The sequence below is a fragment of the Halovulum marinum genome, from assembly GCF_009697225.1.
Lineage (GTDB): Bacteria > Pseudomonadota > Alphaproteobacteria > Rhodobacterales > Rhodobacteraceae > Halovulum > Halovulum marinum.
In genome coordinates, this window is record NZ_WIND01000002.1 from 384,428 (window position 1) to 402,371 (window position 17,944).

Genomic DNA, 17,944 nt, shown 5'->3' on the forward strand with positions numbered 1-17,944 from the left:
TCCATAGCCCCGGCCGGGGTTTTCGCCGCGCGCGGCGCCGGGTGTTGCGGATCGGTCGCCGGCCGCGGCCCGGTCAGTCGGCGATGTCGGGGCTGTCCATCCGCCGCCGCGAGACCGGCCGCCAGGCGTGGCCGGTCAGCCCGCGGTCCGCGGCCCGGTCGCGCGCCGCGTCCAGCAGCCGCGCGGCGCGCCCGCGCAGTCCCGGCAGCAGCAGCGGGTCGAGCCCGGTCCAGGGAACGAACGGCGCGCGGCGCAGGGTGGCATAGATCTCGACCCGCACCGTCGCCCTGGGGCTGGGCGTGCGGCCGTGGAAGGCGTGGGTGTCGGCGACGATCAGCGTGTTGCCGGGCACCGCCATCGGCACCGGGTCGGGCAGACCCATCTGCCGCAGATCCTCGGGACCGACGCGGAACGAGCCGCGCGCGGTGTAGGTGTTGGCCGCGTCGCTGGCCGCGATCGACTGCCGCCGCTCCCATTCCAGCCGCCGCGGCGTCGCCTTGTGCGAGCCGGGCACGAAGCGGAACGGGCCCTCGTCCTCGGCGATGTCGTGCAGGAACAGCCAGGCCTTGGCGATCGGGTGGAACGTGTCCATGTGCAGGCTGGTCTGCGGATCGGTCTCGCCCCGCTCGGGGTTGGCGATGATGATCTGCAGGTAGCAGAACGGCTGCGCGTAGTGCGCGGCGACGTAGCGCACGATGTCCTTCAGCCGGGTCTTCTGTGCCGCCGCGACGCAGGCCGGCAGGGCGGCGGCGTCGTCCGGGTCCAGCGTCACCCGGCGGGTGACGGCCAGGCCCTGGCGCATTTCGCGCGGGGCGGCCTCGTGCGCGAACGCCTCGGCGCGGACCCGCTGGTAAAGCTCGGCGGGCAGGAAGTCGTGCACCACGACGAAGCCGTCGCGGGCGAACTGCGCGCGTTCGTCCGCGGTGACGTCGACGAACGGCCGGATCAGGCGGCGCCGGAACGCCGCCATCCGGTCGGCCCAGCGCACGCGGGCGACGTGCAGCCCGTGCCGGTTCGCCCAGTGCGAGCCGATCACCGGGTTCTTCACGAACGACTTCGCCCCGGTGAAGACCTGCGCCAGGTGCACCGGGAACAGGGCGACGCGGCGCAGGGCGGTCATTTCAGCGCGCCCTCGGCGGTGATGACGCCGGCGCCGCGCATGTAGGGGCGCAGAACCTCGGGGATCTCGATCGCGCCGTCGGCCTGCTGGCAGTTCTCGACCACCGCGATCAGGCAGCGGCCCACCGCCAGCCCCGAGCCGTTCAGCGTGTGCACGAACTCGGGCCTGGCGTCCGGCTCGGGGCGGAAGCGGGCGTTCATCCGCCGGGCCTGGAATTCGCCGGTGGTCGAGCAGGAGCTGATCTCGCGGTAGGTGTCCTGGCCGGGCAGCCAGACCTCGATGTCATGGGTGCGCTGCGCGCCGAAGCCCATGTCGCCGGTACACAGCACGACGGTGCGGTAGGGCAGGTTCAGCGCCTCGAGGATCGCTTCGGCGCAGCCGGTCATGCGGTCGAGTTCCGCGCGACTGTCCTGCGGCCTGACGATCGAGACCATCTCGACCTTCTCGAACTGGTGCTGGCGCAGCATGCCGGTGGTGTCCTTGCCGGCGCTGCCGGCCTCGGAGCGGAAACACTGGGTGTGCGCGGTCAGGCGGATCGGCAGCCGGTCGGCGCTCAGGATCTCGCCCGCGACGGAGTAGGTCAGCGTCACCTCGGAGGTCGGGATCAGCCACCAGCCGTTGGTGGTCTGGTAGCTGTCGTCGCCGAACTTGGGCAGCTTGTCGGTGCCCAGCATCGCCTCGTCGCGGACCAGGACCGGGGTCCAGGTTTCCTCCAGCCCGTTCCTGGTCACATGGGTGTCGACCATGAACTGCGCCAGCGCCCGGTGCAGGGTGACCATCGCGCCGCGCATGACGACGAACCGGCTGCCGGACAGCTTGGCGGCGGTGGCGAAGTCCAGGCCGGGGGCGGCGCCGGCGATCTCGAAATGCTCTTTCGGCGGGAAGTCGAAGCTGCGCGGGGTGCCCCAGCGCCTGATCTCGACGTTGTCGTCCTCGCTGGTGCCGTCGGGCACCTCGTCCAGCGGCAGGTTGGGCAGGCGCAACAGCAGATCGTCCAGTTCCGCCTGCGCGGTGCGGGCGTCCTCTTCCAGCCGGGCCTGCTCGTCCTTCTTGTCGGCGACCATCCGGCGCAGGCGCTGGAACTCGTCCTCGTCGCCGCAGGCCTTGGCGGCGCCGATCTCCTTGCTGGCGCGGTTGCGCGCGGCCTGCGCCTCCTCGGCGGCGTGGATCGCGGCGCGGCGGCGGGCGTCGATGGCCAGGATCCGGTCCGACACCGGGGCCTCGCCCCGGCGGGAGAGGCGGGCGTCGAACCCCTGCGGGTCGTCGCGGATCAGGCGAATGTCGTGCATCGGTCCGGCCTTGGGTGATGAATCGTCGGCGCGATCTATGGCACAAAGGCCGCGGTTAAAAAAGCCGCCCCCCACATCGCCCGGCCCGTTGCCGGGACATCGCCGAGCCGGCGATGCGGGAGCTCCGCTGTCGCGACAGGCTAGCGCGGGGCACGCCGATGGAGAGGATGCTGCGGCGCGCGCGCCGCCGGCGGCGCAGGTTCCGGGCGGAACGGACGACGCGCGGCTGGCGCGAAACGGCCTCGTGCCTTGCGGGTTGCCGCGTCGGTCGGGGCTGCGTCGGCGGCTGCGCCGGCCGGGGCTGCGCCGGCTCCGGGCAGGGCGTCGGAACCCGTCTGCAGGCGGCCGGAAATTCGCCGCCGCCCTCTTTCATCCCGGCATCGCACCGCTTAGGTCCGGGTTGCCTTGCCAAGGCGGGGGCGGCCCAGTAGGGTCCGCGCGATTTCCGGGGCCGGAGCGATCTGCGGCCCGCGTGCACGAAGGAACTGACCATGTTTGCAACTCCTGCCTATGCCCAGGCTGCCGGTGGCGGCGCCATCGGCGGCCTTGCCGGCTTCGTCCCGATCATCCTGATCTTCGCGATCATGTACTTCCTGATGATCCGGCCGCAGCAGAAGAAGATGAAGCAGCACCAGCAGATGGTCGCGGCGCTGCGCCGCGGCGACCAGGTGGTGACCCAGGGCGGGCTGATCGGCAAGGTGACCAAGGTCAAGGACGACAACGAGATCGAGGTCGAGCTGGCGGCCGATGTGCGCGTGCGCGTGGTCAAGAACACCGTCGCCCAGGTCATCAGCAAGACCGAGCCCGCCGAAGCGGCGAACAACTGAGGTTCGTGCGCCCATGCTCCAGTACCCGACGTGGAAGAAGGTTCTCGTCCTTCTGATCTGCCTGGCCGGCATCGTCTTCACCCTGCCCAACGGTTTCTACGGCCGGGTGGAGCAGGCCAACGACGCCCGCGCCGCGCTGGAGGCGGGCGCCGCGCCGACCTCGGAGATGACCGCCGCGCTCGAGGGGTGGCCCGGTTTCCTGCCGGCGACGCTGGTCAACCTGGGCCTGGACCTGCGCGGCGGCGCGCACGTTCTGGTCGAGGTGCAGGTCGAGGACGTCTATGCCGAGCGGCTGGAGGCGCTGTGGCCGGAGGTGCGCGACGCCCTGCGCGACCTGCGCGGCCAGGTCGGCACGATCCGCCGGGTCGAGACCACGCCGGGCGAGCTGCGGGTGCGCATCGGCGAACAGGCGGCGATGAACGCGGCGGTCGACGCGGTGTACGGGCTGACGCAGCCGGTGGCGACGCTGACCGGCGCCGGGGCGCGGGACTACGAGGTGCGGGCGGACGGCGACGAGCTGGTCGTCACCCTGTCCGAGGCCGAGAAGACCGCCACCGACAACCGCACCATGGAGCAGAGCCTGGAGATCATCCGCCGCCGGGTCGACGAGACCGGCACCCGCGAGCCGACGATCCAGCGCCAGGGCGAGGACCGGATCCTGGTGCAGGTGCCCGGGCTGGGCTCGGCCGAGGAGCTGCTGGCGATCATCGGCCAGACCGCCAAGCTGACCTTCCACGCGGTCGAGCAGGTCACCGGCGAGGCCGACGCGCAGACCACCGGGGGCAACCTGCTGTTCCCGGCGATGGACCAGGAGGGCGTCTATTACATCCTCGAGCGCCGGCCGGTGGTCTCGGGCGAGCAGCTGGTCGACGCGCAGCCCGGCTTCGACCAGAACGGCCGGCCGGCGGTCACTTTCCGGTTCAACCCGGCGGGCGGGCGCGCCTTCGGCAATTTCACCGCCGAGAACATCGGCCAGCCGTTCGCCATCGTGCTGGACGAGCAGGTGATCTCGGCGCCGGTGATCCAGAGCCACATTCCCGGCGGCAGCGGCATCATCACCGGCAACTTCAGCCTGGAGGAATCCACCCGGCTGGCGATCCTGCTGCGCGCCGGCGCGCTGCCGGCCGAGATCCAGGTGCTGGAACAGCGCACCATCGGCCCCGAGCTGGGGCAGGACAGCATCGACGCCGGCCGCATCGCCAGCCTGGTCGCGTTCGTCGCGGTGATGGTCTACATGGCGCTCAGCTACGGCCTGTTCGGGCTGTTCGCCAATCTTGCGCTGATCCTGAACGTGGCGCTGATCTTCGCGCTGCTGGCGATCATCGGCGCGACGCTGACGCTTCCGGGCATCGCCGGCATCGTGCTGACCATCGGCATGGCGGTCGACGCCAACGTGCTGATCTTCGAGCGGATCCGCGAGGAGCTGAAGAATTCCCGCGGACCGGCGCGGGCGATCCAGCTTGGCTACGAGAAGGCGTTCTCGGCGATCGTGGACGCCAACATCACAACCTTCATCGCGGCGGTGATCCTGTTCGCCATCGGCTCCGGCCCGGTGCGCGGCTTCTCGATCACCCTGGGGCTGGGCATCATGACCAGCCTGTTCACCGCGCTGATGGTCACCCGCCTGTTCGTGTCGATGTGGTTCGACGCGCGCCGGCCCAAGACGATCGAGGTCTGAGCCATGCGTCTGAAACTCGTTCCCGAACAGACGAACTTCGACTTCTTCCGGCACTCGCGGCTGACGCTGGGCCTGTCGGGGCTGCTGATCGTGGTCTCGCTGGTGCTGTTCGCGGTGCAGGGGCTGAACTTCGGCATCGACTTCCGCGGCGGCACGATGATCACCGCCGCGACCGAGACCGAACCGGACGTCGGCGACTACCGCCGGACGCTGGGCGCGCTGGATCTGGGCGATTTCACCGTCAGCAGGATCTACGACCCGGCGGCCGAGATCACCGGCTCGGTGCCGAACCAGGTGGCGATCCGGATCGAGCAGACCGACGACGACCCGGCGATCCAGGCCGACGTGATCGTGCAGGTCAAGGCGGCGCTGTCCGAGACCTTCCCCGGCATCCGCTTCCTGCAGACCGACAGCGTCGGCGCCAAGGTCTCGGGCGAGCTGGTGCAGAAGGGCGTGCTGGCGATCGTGCTGGCGGTGGCGGCGGTGCTGTTCTACATCTGGCTGCGGTTCGAGTGGCAGTTCTCGGTCGGTGCGGTCGCGGCGCTGGTGCACGACGTGATCCTGACCATCGGCGTCTTCAGCCTGGTGCAGCTGGAGTTCAACCTGGCGATCATCGCCGCGATCCTGACCATCGTCGGCTATTCGCTGAACGACACCGTGGTGGTGTTCGACCGGGTGCGCGAGAACCTGCGGCGCTACAAGCAGACGCCGCTGAGGGACGTGCTGAACATGTCCATCAACGAGACGCTGTCGCGCACGATGATGACCTCGGTCACCACGCTGCTGGCGCTTGGGGCGTTGTATGTGCTGGGCGGCGAGGTGATCCGCGGCTTCACCTTCGCGATGATCTGGGGCGTGATCGTCGGCACCTATTCGTCGGTCTTCGTCGCCTCGGCGATCCTGCTGCGGCTGGACGTCAAGCGCGACTGGGACAAGGAAGAGCCCAAGTCCGGGACGAGCTTCGCCGACGTGGATGCCTGAGCCGCTGGCCCCGGCGCTGGTCTCGGCGCTGGTTTCGGCGCTGGACCAGCCGGGGCTCTGGTGGCTGGCACTGACGATCTTCGTCGCCGGCGTGGTGCGCGGCTTCACCGGCTTCGGCACGGCGCTGATCTATTTGCCGATTGCGGGCATCTTCCTGCCGCCGGCCGCCGCGATCCTGTCGCTGGTGGTGCTGGGGCTGGGCAGCGCCATCGTGCTGATCCCCAAGGCCTGGCCGCAGGCCGAGCGCGGCGACGTCGCGGTGCTGACGCTGGGCGCGGTCGCGGCGATGCCGCTTGGGGTGGCGCTGCTGGTGCTGCTGGACGATGCGACGGTGCGCTGGACGATTGCCGCGGTCGCCGCCGTGACGCTGGCGCTGCTGCTGTCCGGGCGGCGCTATCGCGGCCGCATCGGCCGCGCCGGGCAAGCGGCGGTCGGCGCGATGTCGGGCCTGGTCGGCGGCGCCACCGGGCTGACCGGGCCGGTCACGATCCTGTTCTACCTCGGCTCCGCGGATCGTCGCGCGGCCACGGTGCGGGCCAACACGATCCTGTTCCTGGCGCTGATGGACATCGCGCTGATCGCCAACATCCTGCTTGCCGGTCTGGGGGGCGCGCAGCCGATCTGGCTTGGCCTGGTCCTGATGCCGGCCTACATGTGCGGGGCACAGGCCGGCCAGATGCTGTTCAGGCCCGGGCGCGAGCGCGTCTATCGCGCCGCCGCCTGCGCGGTGATCGCGCTGGCGATCGCGACCGGGCTGCCGGTGTTCGACTGAAGGGAGGCGCGCATGCAGGTCAACGAGACGGGATTCGGCGGGCGCACGCCCGTCGACGGCTACGGTCCCGGCGTGTTCCGCGTCGCCGGCGGGCTGCGCGAGGGGCCGCTGGCGCTGCTGCCGGACGGCCCGGTGGACTGGCCCGGCCTGCCCGAGGTGAAGGCGTTCCTGGACCGGGCCGAGCAGATCGACGTGCTGCTGGTCGGCATGGGCGACGAGATCGCGCCGCTGGCGCCGGTCACCCGCTCCGCGCTCGAGGAGGCGGGAATCGGCGTCGAGGTGATGGGCACCGGCCCGGCCTGCCGCACCTACAACGTGCTGCTGTCTGAGGGCCGGCGCGTGGCGCTGGCGGCGATGCCGGTGACCCGCACCGGCGGCTGAGAAAATCCTTTTCTTTCCGATGCCCGGCGGAACTTGGCGCGGGTGCGGCGGTTGGCTATATGAACGGCAGGGCCCGTCCGGAGTCTCCGGCCGCCTGGCCCCTGAAAGACAGAGAGGAATTCATCATGGCTTTCGAACTTCCCGACCTTCCCTATGCCCATGACGCCCTCGCCGACGCGGGCATGTCGAAGGAGACGCTGGAGTTTCACCACGACATTCACCACAAGGCCTATGTCGACAACGGCAACAAGCTGATCTCGGGCACCGAGTGGGAGGGCAAGTCGGTCGAGGAGGTCGTGAAGGGCACCTACCAGGCCGGCGCCGTGGCCCAGTCCGGCATCTTCAACAACGCCTCGCAGCACTGGAACCACACCCAGTTCTGGGAGATGATGGCGCCGGGCAGGAAGGCCCTGCCGTCAGAGCTGGAAAGCCGCCTGAAGGACGCCTTCGGCTCGGTCGACAAGTTCAAGGAAGAGTTCTCGGCCGCGGGCGCCGGCCAGTTCGGCTCGGGCTGGGCCTGGCTGGTGGTCGATACCGACGGCAGCCTGAAGGTCACCAAGACCGAGAACGGCGTGAACCCGCTGTGCTTCGGCCAGACCGCGCTGCTGGGCTGCGACGTGTGGGAGCATTCCTACTACATCGACTTCCGCAACAAGCGCCCGGCCTATCTGACCAACTTCCTCGACAACCTGGTGAACTGGGAAAACGTCGCCGCGCGCCTTGCCGCCGCCTGACGACGCCAGACCGGTCGCAACGGCCCCCGAGGCACCCGCCCCGGGGGCCGTTTCCGTGCGGGGGGAGAACCTGCGCGGCGTCGCCGCCATCGTCTCGGCCTGCACGATCTGGGGTCTGTCCGGGCTCTACTTCGGCCGGATCCGGCAGGTGCCCGCGGTCGAGGTGCTGGCGCACCGCGTGGTCTGGAGCCTGCTCTTCTTCCTGATCCTGTTCGCGATCCAGGGCCGGCTGCGGCCGCTGCTGGCGCTGGTCGGCCGCGGCGGCGCGCCGCGGCGCATCGCGCTGGCGTCGCTGGCGATCTCGAGCAACTGGCTGGGCTATGTCTGGGCGGTGCAGAACGGCCACGCCACCGAGGCCAGCCTGGGCTACTACATCTTCCCGCTGGTCGCCGTCGTGCTGGGCTACATCGCCTTCGGCGAGCGGTTCAGCCGCCTGCAGATGCTGGCGATCGCGCTGGCGCTGAGCGCGGTCGCGGTGCTGACGGTCTGGCTGGGCCAGCCGCCGTGGATCTCGCTGTTCCTGGCCGGCACCTTCGGCATCTACGGGCTGATCAAGAAGGGCATGGCCGCCGGTCCGGTGCTGTCGGTCGGGGCCGAGACGCTGCTGCTGGCGCCGCTGGCGCTGGGCTGGCTGCTCTGGCTGCACGTGAACGGCGGCGGCGCCTTCCGCGACAGCGCCGGCGCGGTCGGCTACCTGATGCTCTCGGCGGGGTTCACCGGCGTGCCGCTGGTGCTGTTCTCCTACGCCTCGCGGCGGCTGCGCTATGCCACGCTGGGGCTGGTGCAGTACCTGAACCCGACGTTGCAGTTCACCGTGGCGATGCTGTATTTCGCCGAGCCGTTCGGCCGCGCGCACGCGGTCGCCTTTCCGCTGATCTGGGCCGGGGTGGCGCTGTACTGCCTGGACCTGTGGCGTCAGGAGAGGCTGCGCAGCGCCGCGCGCAGCTGATCGGGGCTGTCGACCACGCGCAGGAACTCGAGGAACGAGCGGTCGGCGAAGCCGCGGTCCACCAGGTGCGCGATCATGGTGATCAGCGGTCCCCAGTAGCCGGCGGTGTTGAGCAGGAACAGCGGCTTCTCGTGCAGGCCCAGCTGGCGCCAGGTCAGCACCTCGAACAGCTCGTCCAGCGTGCCCGCGCCGCCGGGCAGCGCGACCACCGCATCGGCGTTCATGAACATCACCTTCTTGCGCTCGTGCATGGTCTCGGTGACGATCAGCGTGGTCAGGTCGGCCTTGCCGGCCTCGCGCGCCATCAGGTGCGCCGGGATCACCCCCAGAGTCTCGGCGCCGCCGGCCTGCGCGGTGCGCGCGACGCGCCCCATCAGCCCGACGTCGCCGGCGCCGTAGACCAGCCGGAAGCCGTTCTCGGCCAGCAGCGCGCCCACCGCCTCGGCGGCCGCGGCGAAGGCCGGATCGCTGCCGTCGCGCGAGCCGCAGTAGACGCAGACCGACAGACGCGGCTGCTGGGACATGCGGCGCGGGCTCCTGACTTGTAAGTTTCCTGCAATTGCCGCATTTTGGCGTCCAACCGGGTGAAAAGCGACCGATTTCGCGGGGGCCGTTGCAATCGGTCGCGGACCCGGCGGAAGACGAGGGCGCGATGTCGCAACAAGGCGAGACTGCAATGGCGACCGGGCGGCCGGACCGATGGGCCCGCGCCGCGGTTCCGCTGCTGTTGCTGGCGGCCTTCGGCGGGGCGGCGTGGCTGCTGCAGCCGGACGCCGGACCGGAGGCGCCGCAGACCGCAGAGGCGCCGGTGGCGCACGATCCGATGGCGCCGCCGGTGGAGGCGCTGGCCGCGCCGGTGGTGGACGCCGCACCCGCCGGAACCGCGGCGGACCCGGCAGCTGCGGACGTCGACGGCGCACGCACCGCGGATGCGCCCGCCGCATCGCCGGCCGCGCCGGCGAGCCCGGCCGCGGCCGATCCGGCCATGATCGAGAGCGAAACCGCCAGCATCGCGCCGCCCGCGAACCAGCCGCGCGCGAACCAGCCGCCTGCGCCGGACGCCGCCGAAGCGCCGGCCGCGAGGATTGTGGCGGCGTCGGAAGCGCCCGCCGCATCGCCGGTGGCCGCAGTACCGGCGGCGCCGGAGCCGATCCAGAAGCCGGTTCCGGAACCGACCCCCCCGGACCCGGCGTCGGCGGCGACCGCCAGTCCGCCCGCCGCCGCGCCCGCCCGGAACGTCGCCGCCGCGCCGGTGCCGGCGGTGCCGGCGCAGGACGAGGCGGCGACGGCGGAAGCGGCCGCGATGCCTTCCGGCGCCGCGCCGGCGGCAGAGACGGGCGCCGCGCCGGCGGCAGAGTCGGGTGCCGTGCCGGCGGCAGAGACGGGTGCCGTGCCGGCGGCAGAGACGGGCGCCGCGCCGGCGGCGACGGCGGCCGTAGCCGTGCCGGCGGCGCAGGACAGCCGGCCCGCCTCTGCGGTGGCGGCGGTGCCCGCGGACGATCCTGCCGCCGCCGCGCCGGTCGCGGCGCAGCCCGGTGCCGCCGGCGACGCGGCGGACATGCCGGAAGATGCGCCCGTGGTCGCGGCGGACAGGGCCGAAGATGCGACCGTGGTCGCGCCGGCGCCATCCGCCAGCGCCACCGCGCCGCAGGGCGCGGCCGGTCCCGAGCCGTCTGCGGGCGACGAGGTGACGCTGAGCGCGAGCCTGGACCCGCGCCCCGAGACCGATCCCGCCCGACCCAGCCTTCCGCCCGAGAAGGTCAGCGCGGCGCCGCCGGCCCCGAGCTTCGATCTGATCCGCATCGACGCCGGCGGTGGCGGCGTGGTCGCCGGCCGGGCGCAGCCGGGCGCCGTGGTGCAGGTGATGGCGGGCGATCTGACACTGGCCACGGTCGAGGCCTCGGCCCGCGGCGAGTTCGTGGCCTTCGTGCAGACCCCGGACAGCGACGAGGGCCAGGTGCTGTCGCTGATCGCGCGGACCGGGCAGGCGGCCGCCGAGGGCACCGAGGACGTGCTGGTGCTGCCGTCCGCCGCGCCGGACGCCGATCCGGCGCCGCCCACGGTGGTGCGCGCCGGCGAGGAGGCGGTGCGCGTCGTGCAGCCCTCGGCGCTGGGCAAGGTCGACGGCGTGACCCTGGACGCGATCAGCTATGACGAGGCCGGCGAGGTGCGCCTGTCGGGCCGCGCCCCCGGCGCGCAGCCGATCCGGATCTACCTGGACGGCGCCGCGGTCGGCACCGCGCGGTCCTCGGACGCCGGCGTCTGGGACGCGCGCGTCGAGGGGATCGACGCCGGCCGCTATGTGCTGCGGGTGGATGCGCTGACGGCCGACGGCGGCGTGGCGAGCCGCGCCGAAAGCCCGTTCCAGCGCGTCTATCCCAGCGCCCAGCAACGCGCGAACCCCGGCCAGGTCACGGTGCAGCCGGGCAACAACCTGTGGCTGCTGGCGCGGGCACGCTACGGTCAGGGCATCCTCTACACGCAGATCTTCGCCGCCAACCGCGACGCGATCCGCGATCCCGACCTGATCTATCCGGGGCAGATCTTCGCGCTGCCGGACGAGAGCGAATTCGCCCGCTGAGCTTGGCGCGGCGAAAACGGGACCTTATCTGCAGCCAATGCGCCGAACATCCACTCGCCCCCTGCCAACCGACCCGGACACCGTCGAGCGCCGCTCGGCGCTGCGCACGATCCGCCGGGTGCTGCCCTATCTCTGGCCCGAGGGGCAGACCTGGGTAAAGGTGCGGGTGGTGCTGGCGATGGCGGCACTGGTGCTGGCCAAGGTCGCCACCGTCGCCGTGCCGGCCTTCTTCGGCTGGGCGGTGGACGCGCTGGCGCCCAAGGCCGGCGCCGAAAGCCCGGCCTATCTGCTGATCGGCTCGGCGGTCGGGCTGGTGGTGGCCTATGGCGCGGTGCGGGTGGCGGGCGTCGGCTTCAACCAGTTGCGCGACGCGATCTTCGCCCGCGTCGGACAGCGCGCGCTGCGCCGGCTGGCGCTGGAGACGTTCCGCCACATCCACGCGCTCAGCCTGCGCTATCACCTGACGCGCAAGACCGGCGGGCTGAGCCGGATCATCGAGCGCGGGGTCAAGGGCGTCGAGTTCCTGCTGCGCTTCCTGCTGTTCTCGATCGGTCCGCTGGCGCTGGAGCTGGCGATGGTCTGCGTGATCTTCGCGCTGGCGTTCGGCGGCGGCTACCTGGCGGTGGTGGCCGCGACCATCGTCGCCTATGTCGCCTTCACCTTCCGCGTCACCGAGTGGCGGGTGAAGGTGCGCCGGAAGATGAACGAGGAGGACACCACCGCCAACCAGCGGGCCATCGACAGCCTGCTGAACTTCGAGACGGTGAAGTATTTCGGCGCCGAGCGGCGCGAGGCCGAGCGCTACGACAGCGCGATGCAGGGCTACGAGCGGGCGGCGGTCACCACCTCGCTGTCGCTGGCGGGGCTGAACTTCGGACAGTCGTTCATCATCACCGTCGGCCTGGTCGGGGTGATGGTGATGGGCGCGCTGGCGGTGCAGGACGGCACCTTCACCGTCGGCCAGTTCACCATGATCAACGCCTACATGGTGCAGATCACCTTGCCGCTGAACTTTCTCGGCACGGTCTACCGCGAGATCCGCCAGGCGCTGGTCGACATGGGCGAGATGTTCGACCTGCTGGAGGTGCCGCCCGAGGTCGCCGACAAGCCCGGCGCGACGCCGCTGCAGGTGAACGGCGGGCGCATCGCCTTCGACGAGGTGAAGTTCGCCTATGACCCGGACCGGCCGATCCTGAAGGGCATCAGCTTCGCGGTCGAGGCCGGGCAGACCGTCGCCGTTGTCGGCCCCTCGGGGTCGGGCAAGTCCACCATCGGCCGGCTGCTGTTCCGGTTCTACGACGTCGCCGCCGGGCGGCTGAGCATCGACGGCCAGGATGTGCGCGACGTCACCCAGGAAAGCCTGCGGGCGCAGATCGGCGTGGTGCCGCAGGACACGGTGCTGTTCAACGACTCGATCGGCTACAACATCGCCTACGGCCGCCCCGACGCCACCCGCGAGCAGGTCGAGGCGGTCGCCCGCTCGGCGCAGATCCACGACTTCATCCAGTCGCTGCCGCAGGGCTACGACACCCAGGTCGGCGAGCGCGGGCTGAAGCTGTCGGGCGGCGAGAAGCAGCGCGTGGGCATCGCCCGGACGCTGCTGAAGAACCCGCCGATCCTGCTGCTGGACGAGGCCACCTCGGCGCTGGACAGCGAGACCGAGCAGGGGATCCTGGACGCGCTGCGGGCGATGGGGCAGGGCCGCAGCGTGATCACCATCGCGCACCGCCTGTCGACGGTGGTGCACGCCGACCAGATCGTCGTGCTGGAGGCCGGCGAGGTGGTCGAGCGCGGCACCCACGACGCGCTGCTGGCCGCCGGCGGGCGCTATGCCGGCATGTGGGCCCGCCAGCAGAGCGAGCAGGCCGAGGACGGCGCGGACACGGCCGGGGACGACGCGGGGGCCGCGGCGCGGATCGCCTGAACCGGATGGCGGGCCGCTATTCCGCCGCCCGCGCCACCGGCGTGGTCAGGCGCAGCGGCGCCGGGCGGTCATCCCAGATGATTCTTTCGGCGGGTGCCTGGCGGGCGCGGCGGCCCAGCGCCAGGTCGCGGCGCAGGCGGCTGTCGCGGCTGCGGAGCAGGGCCAGCGCGCGGACCCAGGCACCGTAGGCGCCCTTGCCGGCCCAGACCCGCACCGCCAGCATCGCCGGCGTCACCACCAGCGTCAGCACCGTTGCCACGCCGAGGCCGAACACCACCGCGGTCGCCAGCTGCTTCCACCACAGCGCGGTCGGCGCGTTCAGCGAGTAGCCGCCGCCGATGAAGTCCACCGACAGGCCGACGACCATCGGCGTCAGCCCGGCGATGGTGGTGATCGTGGTCAGCAGCACCGGGCGGATGCGCGCCTCGGCGGTGCGCACGATCGCCTCGATCCGCGGCATGTAGCGGCTGTATTCCTGGTAGGTGTCGATCAGCACGATGTTGTTGTTCACCACGATCCCGGCCAGCGCGACGATGCCGGTGCCGGTCATGATGATCGAGAACGGCTGACCCATCACCAGCATGCCGATCAGCGAGCCGGTGACCGACAGCACCACCGCCAGCAGCACCAGCAGGGCGTTGTAGATCGAGTTGAACTGCGCCAGCAGGATCACGAACATCAGCCCCAGCGCGCCCATGAACGCGCTCATCAGGAACGCCTGGCTTTCGGCCTGGTCCTCCTGGTCGCCGGTCCATTCGTAGCTGACCCCGGCCGGCAGCGGGTCGCCCGCGTCCAGCCACTCGGTCAGTTTCTGGATCTCGGCGGTGGCGTTGCCGCCCTCCTGCACGTCCGCCTTGACATCGAAGTAGCGCTGGCCGTCGACGCGGTCGATCTGGCCCAGCTTGGCCACCGGCTGCCGGGTGACGAAGTTCGCCAGCGGCACCAGGCCCTGGTTGGTGCGCACCCGCAGCGTATCGAGCGTGGACAGCACCCGGTCCTCCTCGGGCAGGCGCACGCGGATGTCGATCTCTTCGTCCGAGCTGTCGACGCGCATGGTGTCCAGGGTCAGCCCGCGGGTCACCAGCTGCACCATCGCGCCCACCGCCGCCACGTCGGCGCCGTAGCGGCCGGCCTGCTCGACGTCGACGTCGATCTGCCAGTCGATACCGGGCAGCGGGCGGGTATCCTCGACGTCGACCAGCGTGTCGGTGGCGTCGAACTTCGCGCGGGCCACCTCGGTCGCGGCCAGCAGCTGCTGCCAGTCGTCGCCCTTCAGGCGCAGGTGCACGGGCTTGCCCTGCGCCGGGCCGCCCGCGGCCTCGGAGATCTCGGCCTCGATGCCCGGCACCTCGGCCAGGCGCTCGTTGATCCGCGCCAGGATCGCCTTGCCCTTGCCCTCGGGGCCGAGGGCGTAGCGCGCCTGCCAGTCGTCCAGCTCGATCTGCACCTGGCCGACGGCGTCCAGCGGCGTGGTGCTGCCGGGCGCCTGCGCCAGCCCGCCGGCGCCGGAGAAGGCGAAGATCGACTCTACCCCGTCGGTGCCGGCGATGATGTCCTCGACCTCTGCGACCAGTGCGTCCTTTTCCTCGAGGCTGAGGTTGCCGCGGGCGCGGACATAGGCGATGGCGCGCTCGGGCTCGGTCTCGACGAAGAATTCGACGCCCTTGTTGTTCTCGCCGAAGTAGCCGAACACGCCGAACACGAAGAAGGCGACGGCGGCGACCGAGACGAACGGCATCACCGGGTTGCCGGCGATCAGCTGGATGAAGCGGCCGAACGGCGTGCGCCGGTAGGTGCCCTGCGGCACCGGATCGGGCGCCGGGCGCAGCAGCGAGCCGCCGAACAGCGACAGCATCACCCAGCTGACCACGAACAGCAGCAGCCCGGGCAGGGCGCCGCCGGCCGAGAACAGGAACAGGAAGCCGAACCACAGCCCGGCGACGAACGGCAGCGTCAGCGCCGCGCGCAGCATCCACGGCAGGCGCTGGCGCAGCGCCGCCGAGCCGCGGGTGATCGCGCGGCTGAAGCGCCCGGCGACGCCGCCGACCACCGGCAGGTAGATCAGCGCCACGATCAGCGAGGCCGACAGCACGAAGATCAGCGTCACCGGCAGGTTGCCCATGAACTCGCCGGCGACGCCCGGCCAGAACAGCATCGGCAGGAACGCGCACAGCGTCGTCGCCGTGGACGAGACGATCGGCCAGAACATCCGCTTGGCGGCCTCGCGGTAGGCGGTCATCGGGCCGGTGCCCTGCTGGATGCGCTTGTCGGCGTATTCGACCACCACGATCGCGCCGTCGACCAGCATTCCCACCGCCAGGATCAGGCCGAACATCACGATGTTCGAGATCGCCATGCCGAACACCGCCAGCAACGCGAAGCACAGCATGAACGAGGTCGGGATCGCGAACCCCACCAGCAGCGCCGAGCGGATTCCCAGCGCGCTGAGCACGACGATCATCACCAGCGCGATCGCGGTCAGCACCGACGCCTCGAGCTGCGTCACCATCGAGGCGACGTCGCGCGAGGTGTCCATCGAGAAGTCCACCCGGATCGCCGACTGCAGTTCCGCCGGCCATTCGGAGACCTCGTCGGCCACCGTCTGACGGACCAGCTCGGCGGTGTCGATGACGTTGAAGCCCTTGCGCTTGACCACCTGCAGCGCGACCGAGGTGCGGCCGTTGTAGCGCGCGGTCCCGGTGCGGTCCTCGAAGGTCAGGCGGATGTCGGCCAGATCGCCCAGCGTGATGGTGCGATCGCCGTTCACCTTGACCGGCAGGCGATAGACGTCCTGCGGCGTGTCGAACGCGGCGGGGATCTTGACCGAGAACGCGCCGCTGTCGCCCTCGACCTCGCCCGCGGCGATCAGCTGGTTGTTGTTGACGACGACGTTGATCAGATCGCCGGCGGTGACGTTGTAGGCCTCCAGCTTCAGCGGGTCGATCAGCACTTCCAGCATCTCGTCGCGTTCGCCGGCGATGCCGGCCTCCAGCACCGGGCCCAGCGCCTCGACGCGGTCCTGCAGGTCCTTGGCCACGCGCAGCAGCGTGCGGTCCGGCAGATCCCCCGACAGCGAGATCACCAGGATCGGGAATTCCGAGAAGTTGATCTCGTTGATCGTGTACTGCTCGGCGCCCTGCGGGAAACTGGCCTGCGCCTGGTTCACCTTGTCGCGCACGTCGGCAAGGGTCTCGGTCTTGTTCCAGCCGAACTCGAACTCCAGCGCGACGCCGGCATAGCCCTCGGCCGCCGTCGAGGTCATCGACTTGAGCCCGTCGAGGTCCTGCAGCTTGGTTTCCAGCGGCTTGACCAGCAGCTTCTCGCTGTCCTCGGCGGAAATGCCGGGGAACGGCACCGACACGAACAGCGCCGGCACCTCGATGTCCGGCTCGCCCTCTTTCGGCAGGCCGATGTAGGCGGAGACGCCCGCGGCGATGGACAGCAGCACGAAGGCCAGGATCATCCTGGCCCGCGACGATGCCCAGTCGATCATGCCGGTCATAGCGCCTCCTCGCGGTAGGTGACGCGGATCGGGCTGCCGTCGCGGATGAAGTCCTGGCCGGTGACGATGACCTCGGCGGTGTCGGGCAGGCCCTGGACCCAGACGCCCTCGCGCTCGTCGCGGATAAGCGTCACCGGCACGAAGCGCGCGGTGCCGTCGCGATTGACGCGCACGCCCAGCCGGCCGTCGTCGTCCAGGGTCAGCGCCGACTGCGGTAGCAGGTGGCCCTTCTCGCCGTCGAGCGCGATCAGGATCTCGGCGCTGACCCCGTCGCGGATCGCGCGGTCCGGGTTCGGCACCTCGACCTCGATGCGGAAGGTCCGGGTCAGCGGATCGGCCGAGCGCGAGATGAAGCTGACCTCGCCGCGCAGCTCCTGGCCGGAGATCAGCCGGGCGCCGGCCTCGCTGCCCGGCGACAGCCGCTCGATGTCCTGCTCGGGCACGAACGCGACCAGCCGGATCGGGTCGAGCGAGATCAGCGTGGCGCAGGCGCTGCCGGGCTGCAGCAGGCTGCCCAGCTCGGCGGTGTCGGTCTCGAGCAGCCCGTCGAACGGGGCGGTGATGGTCAGCCGCTCGATCTCCTTCTCGGCCTGGTCGACCATGGCCTGCGCGCTTTCCAGCGCCGCCTGCTTGGACACCGCGTCGGTCTCGGACGAGAAGCCGCGCTCGGCCAGCCGGGTGGCGGCGTTGAAGTTGACCTCGGCCTCGCGCAGGCGGGCGCGGGCCTCGGCCAGCGAGGCCTCGCGGGTGCCGGGGTCGAGCTGGCACAGCACCTGGCCGGTCTCGATTCGGCTGCCCTTGCGGATCGGCTCGGAGACGATCAGGCCGGTGGTCTCGGAGCGCACCTCGACCTTGCGCGCGGCCTCGGTCGCGCCGCTCAGGCTGAGCATGCGCTGCACGGTGCGCGCCTCGGAGCGCAGCGCCACCACCGTGACCGGCGCATCCTCGGCGGTCGCCTGCGCCGGCGTGGCCGCGGCGTCGCCGCCGGGGGCGCCGTTCGCCAGCGCCTTCAGCGCGTCGCGTTCCATGATGACGAAATAAAGCGCAACGGCGACGAGCAGCGCGGTCAGGATCGAGGAGAATCGCATGGGTCTTATCCGTTTCTGCGTCCCCGGAAATCTTCGGGTCGCTCTTTGGACGCGCGGCCGAACGCATTGCCGACACTTTCCGCGCTATGTAAGCGGTTGTTACTTACGCTGCAATCTC

14 protein-coding genes are annotated in these 17,944 nt (G+C 71.0%); 9 read left to right on the forward strand and 5 right to left on the reverse strand.

Features of this window, described 5'->3' with window-relative positions; translation table 11 throughout:
• Positions 1 to 73: 73 nt before the first annotated feature.
• Together GE300_RS04900 and serS are read right to left on the reverse strand one after the other, a co-directional pair.
• A complete protein-coding gene (locus tag GE300_RS04900; protein ID WP_154445423.1) occupies positions 74 to 1,120 on the reverse strand; it encodes a phytanoyl-CoA dioxygenase family protein in 1,047 nt (348 codons plus the stop codon).
• A complete protein-coding gene (gene serS, locus GE300_RS04905) occupies positions 1,117 to 2,409 on the reverse strand; it encodes a serine--tRNA ligase (RefSeq protein ID WP_154445424.1) in 1,293 nt (430 codons plus the stop codon). The genes GE300_RS04900 and serS overlap by 4 nt, the downstream gene beginning before the upstream one ends.
• A 491-nt stretch (positions 2,410 to 2,900) precedes the next feature.
• On the opposite strand from serS, the gene yajC reads away from it, so the two are divergent.
• From yajC to rarD, 7 genes are all read left to right on the forward strand, one after another.
• Entirely contained in the window at positions 2,901 to 3,236 is a 336-nt protein-coding gene (yajC, locus tag GE300_RS04910) for a preprotein translocase subunit YajC (RefSeq protein WP_154445425.1), read from the forward strand.
• Between the two features lie 13 nt (positions 3,237 to 3,249).
• Positions 3,250 to 4,914, forward strand: a complete 1,665-nt coding sequence (secD, locus tag GE300_RS04915; protein WP_154445426.1) for a protein translocase subunit SecD — start codon at positions 3,250 to 3,252, stop codon at positions 4,912 to 4,914.
• Between the two features lie 3 nt (positions 4,915 to 4,917).
• Positions 4,918 to 5,895, forward strand: a complete 978-nt coding sequence (gene secF / locus GE300_RS04920) for a protein translocase subunit SecF (RefSeq protein ID WP_154445427.1) — start codon at positions 4,918 to 4,920, stop codon at positions 5,893 to 5,895.
• Entirely contained in the window at positions 5,888 to 6,667 is a 780-nt protein-coding gene (locus GE300_RS04925) for a sulfite exporter TauE/SafE family protein (RefSeq protein ID WP_154445428.1), read from the forward strand. Before secF ends, GE300_RS04925 begins: the two co-directional genes overlap by 8 nt.
• A gap of 12 nt (positions 6,668 to 6,679) precedes the next feature.
• Positions 6,680 to 7,048: an Mth938-like domain-containing protein gene (locus tag GE300_RS04930; RefSeq protein ID WP_154445429.1), complete on the forward strand. Its 369-nt coding sequence runs from the start codon at positions 6,680 to 6,682 to the stop codon at positions 7,046 to 7,048.
• A gap of 125 nt (positions 7,049 to 7,173) precedes the next feature.
• Positions 7,174 to 7,782 (forward strand): superoxide dismutase, encoded by a 609-nt coding sequence (locus tag GE300_RS04935; protein ID WP_154445430.1) that lies wholly within the window; start codon positions 7,174 to 7,176, stop codon positions 7,780 to 7,782.
• A 55-nt stretch (positions 7,783 to 7,837) separates the two neighbouring features.
• Complete coding sequence (gene rarD, locus GE300_RS04940) at positions 7,838 to 8,731, forward strand: EamA family transporter RarD (protein ID WP_325063105.1); 894 nt, start codon at positions 7,838 to 7,840, stop codon at positions 8,729 to 8,731.
• Here rarD and GE300_RS04945 read toward each other — a convergent pair.
• On the reverse strand, positions 8,698 to 9,255 hold the full coding sequence (locus GE300_RS04945) for an LOG family protein (RefSeq protein WP_154445431.1): 558 nt from the start codon (positions 9,253 to 9,255) through the stop codon (positions 8,698 to 8,700). The two genes, rarD and GE300_RS04945, sit on opposite strands and share 34 nt — an antisense overlap.
• A gap of 152 nt (positions 9,256 to 9,407) precedes the next feature.
• On the opposite strand from GE300_RS04945, the gene GE300_RS04950 reads away from it, so the two are divergent.
• Positions 9,408 to 11,312: a LysM peptidoglycan-binding domain-containing protein gene (locus GE300_RS04950; protein WP_154445432.1), complete on the forward strand. Its 1,905-nt coding sequence runs from the start codon at positions 9,408 to 9,410 to the stop codon at positions 11,310 to 11,312.
• Positions 11,313 to 11,349: 37 nt separating this feature from the next.
• On the forward strand, positions 11,350 to 13,236 hold the full coding sequence (locus GE300_RS04955) for an ABCB family ABC transporter ATP-binding protein/permease (RefSeq protein WP_154445433.1): 1,887 nt from the start codon (positions 11,350 to 11,352) through the stop codon (positions 13,234 to 13,236).
• Between the two features lie 16 nt (positions 13,237 to 13,252).
• Here GE300_RS04955 and GE300_RS04960 read toward each other — a convergent pair whose 3' ends face one another.
• Positions 13,253 to 16,738: an efflux RND transporter permease subunit gene (locus GE300_RS04960; RefSeq protein WP_154445434.1), complete on the reverse strand. Its 3,486-nt coding sequence runs from the start codon at positions 16,736 to 16,738 to the stop codon at positions 13,253 to 13,255.
• The gene (locus tag GE300_RS04965) at positions 16,735 to 17,826 is read right to left on the reverse strand and encodes an efflux RND transporter periplasmic adaptor subunit (RefSeq protein WP_154445435.1); all 1,092 of its coding nucleotides are present in this window, start codon (positions 17,824 to 17,826) and stop codon (positions 16,735 to 16,737) included. The genes GE300_RS04960 and GE300_RS04965 overlap by 4 nt, the downstream gene beginning before the upstream one ends.
• Positions 17,827 to 17,944 lie beyond the last annotated feature (118 nt).

Bases quoted from the DNA above. Each gene is read 5' to 3' on its own strand.
- GE300_RS04900 (WP_154445423.1), bottom strand. From the start codon at position 1,120: ATGACCGCCCTGCGCCGCGTCGCCCTGTTCCCGGTGCACCTGGCGCAG.
- serS (WP_154445424.1), bottom strand. From the start codon at position 2,409: ATGCACGACATTCGCCTGATCCGCGACGACCCGCAGGGGTTCGACGCC.
- yajC (WP_154445425.1), top strand. From the start codon at position 2,901: ATGTTTGCAACTCCTGCCTATGCCCAGGCTGCCGGTGGCGGCGCCATC.
- secD (WP_154445426.1), top strand. From the start codon at position 3,250: ATGCTCCAGTACCCGACGTGGAAGAAGGTTCTCGTCCTTCTGATCTGC.
- secF (WP_154445427.1), top strand. From the start codon at position 4,918: ATGCGTCTGAAACTCGTTCCCGAACAGACGAACTTCGACTTCTTCCGG.
- GE300_RS04925 (WP_154445428.1), top strand. From the start codon at position 5,888: ATGCCTGAGCCGCTGGCCCCGGCGCTGGTCTCGGCGCTGGTTTCGGCG.
- GE300_RS04930 (WP_154445429.1), top strand. From the start codon at position 6,680: ATGCAGGTCAACGAGACGGGATTCGGCGGGCGCACGCCCGTCGACGGC.
- GE300_RS04935 (WP_154445430.1), top strand. From the start codon at position 7,174: ATGGCTTTCGAACTTCCCGACCTTCCCTATGCCCATGACGCCCTCGCC.
- GE300_RS04945 (WP_154445431.1), bottom strand. From the start codon at position 9,255: ATGTCCCAGCAGCCGCGTCTGTCGGTCTGCGTCTACTGCGGCTCGCGC.
- GE300_RS04950 (WP_154445432.1), top strand. From the start codon at position 9,408: ATGGCGACCGGGCGGCCGGACCGATGGGCCCGCGCCGCGGTTCCGCTG.
- GE300_RS04955 (WP_154445433.1), top strand. From the start codon at position 11,350: ATGCGCCGAACATCCACTCGCCCCCTGCCAACCGACCCGGACACCGTC.
- GE300_RS04960 (WP_154445434.1), bottom strand. From the start codon at position 16,738: ATGACCGGCATGATCGACTGGGCATCGTCGCGGGCCAGGATGATCCTG.
- GE300_RS04965 (WP_154445435.1), bottom strand. From the start codon at position 17,826: ATGCGATTCTCCTCGATCCTGACCGCGCTGCTCGTCGCCGTTGCGCTT.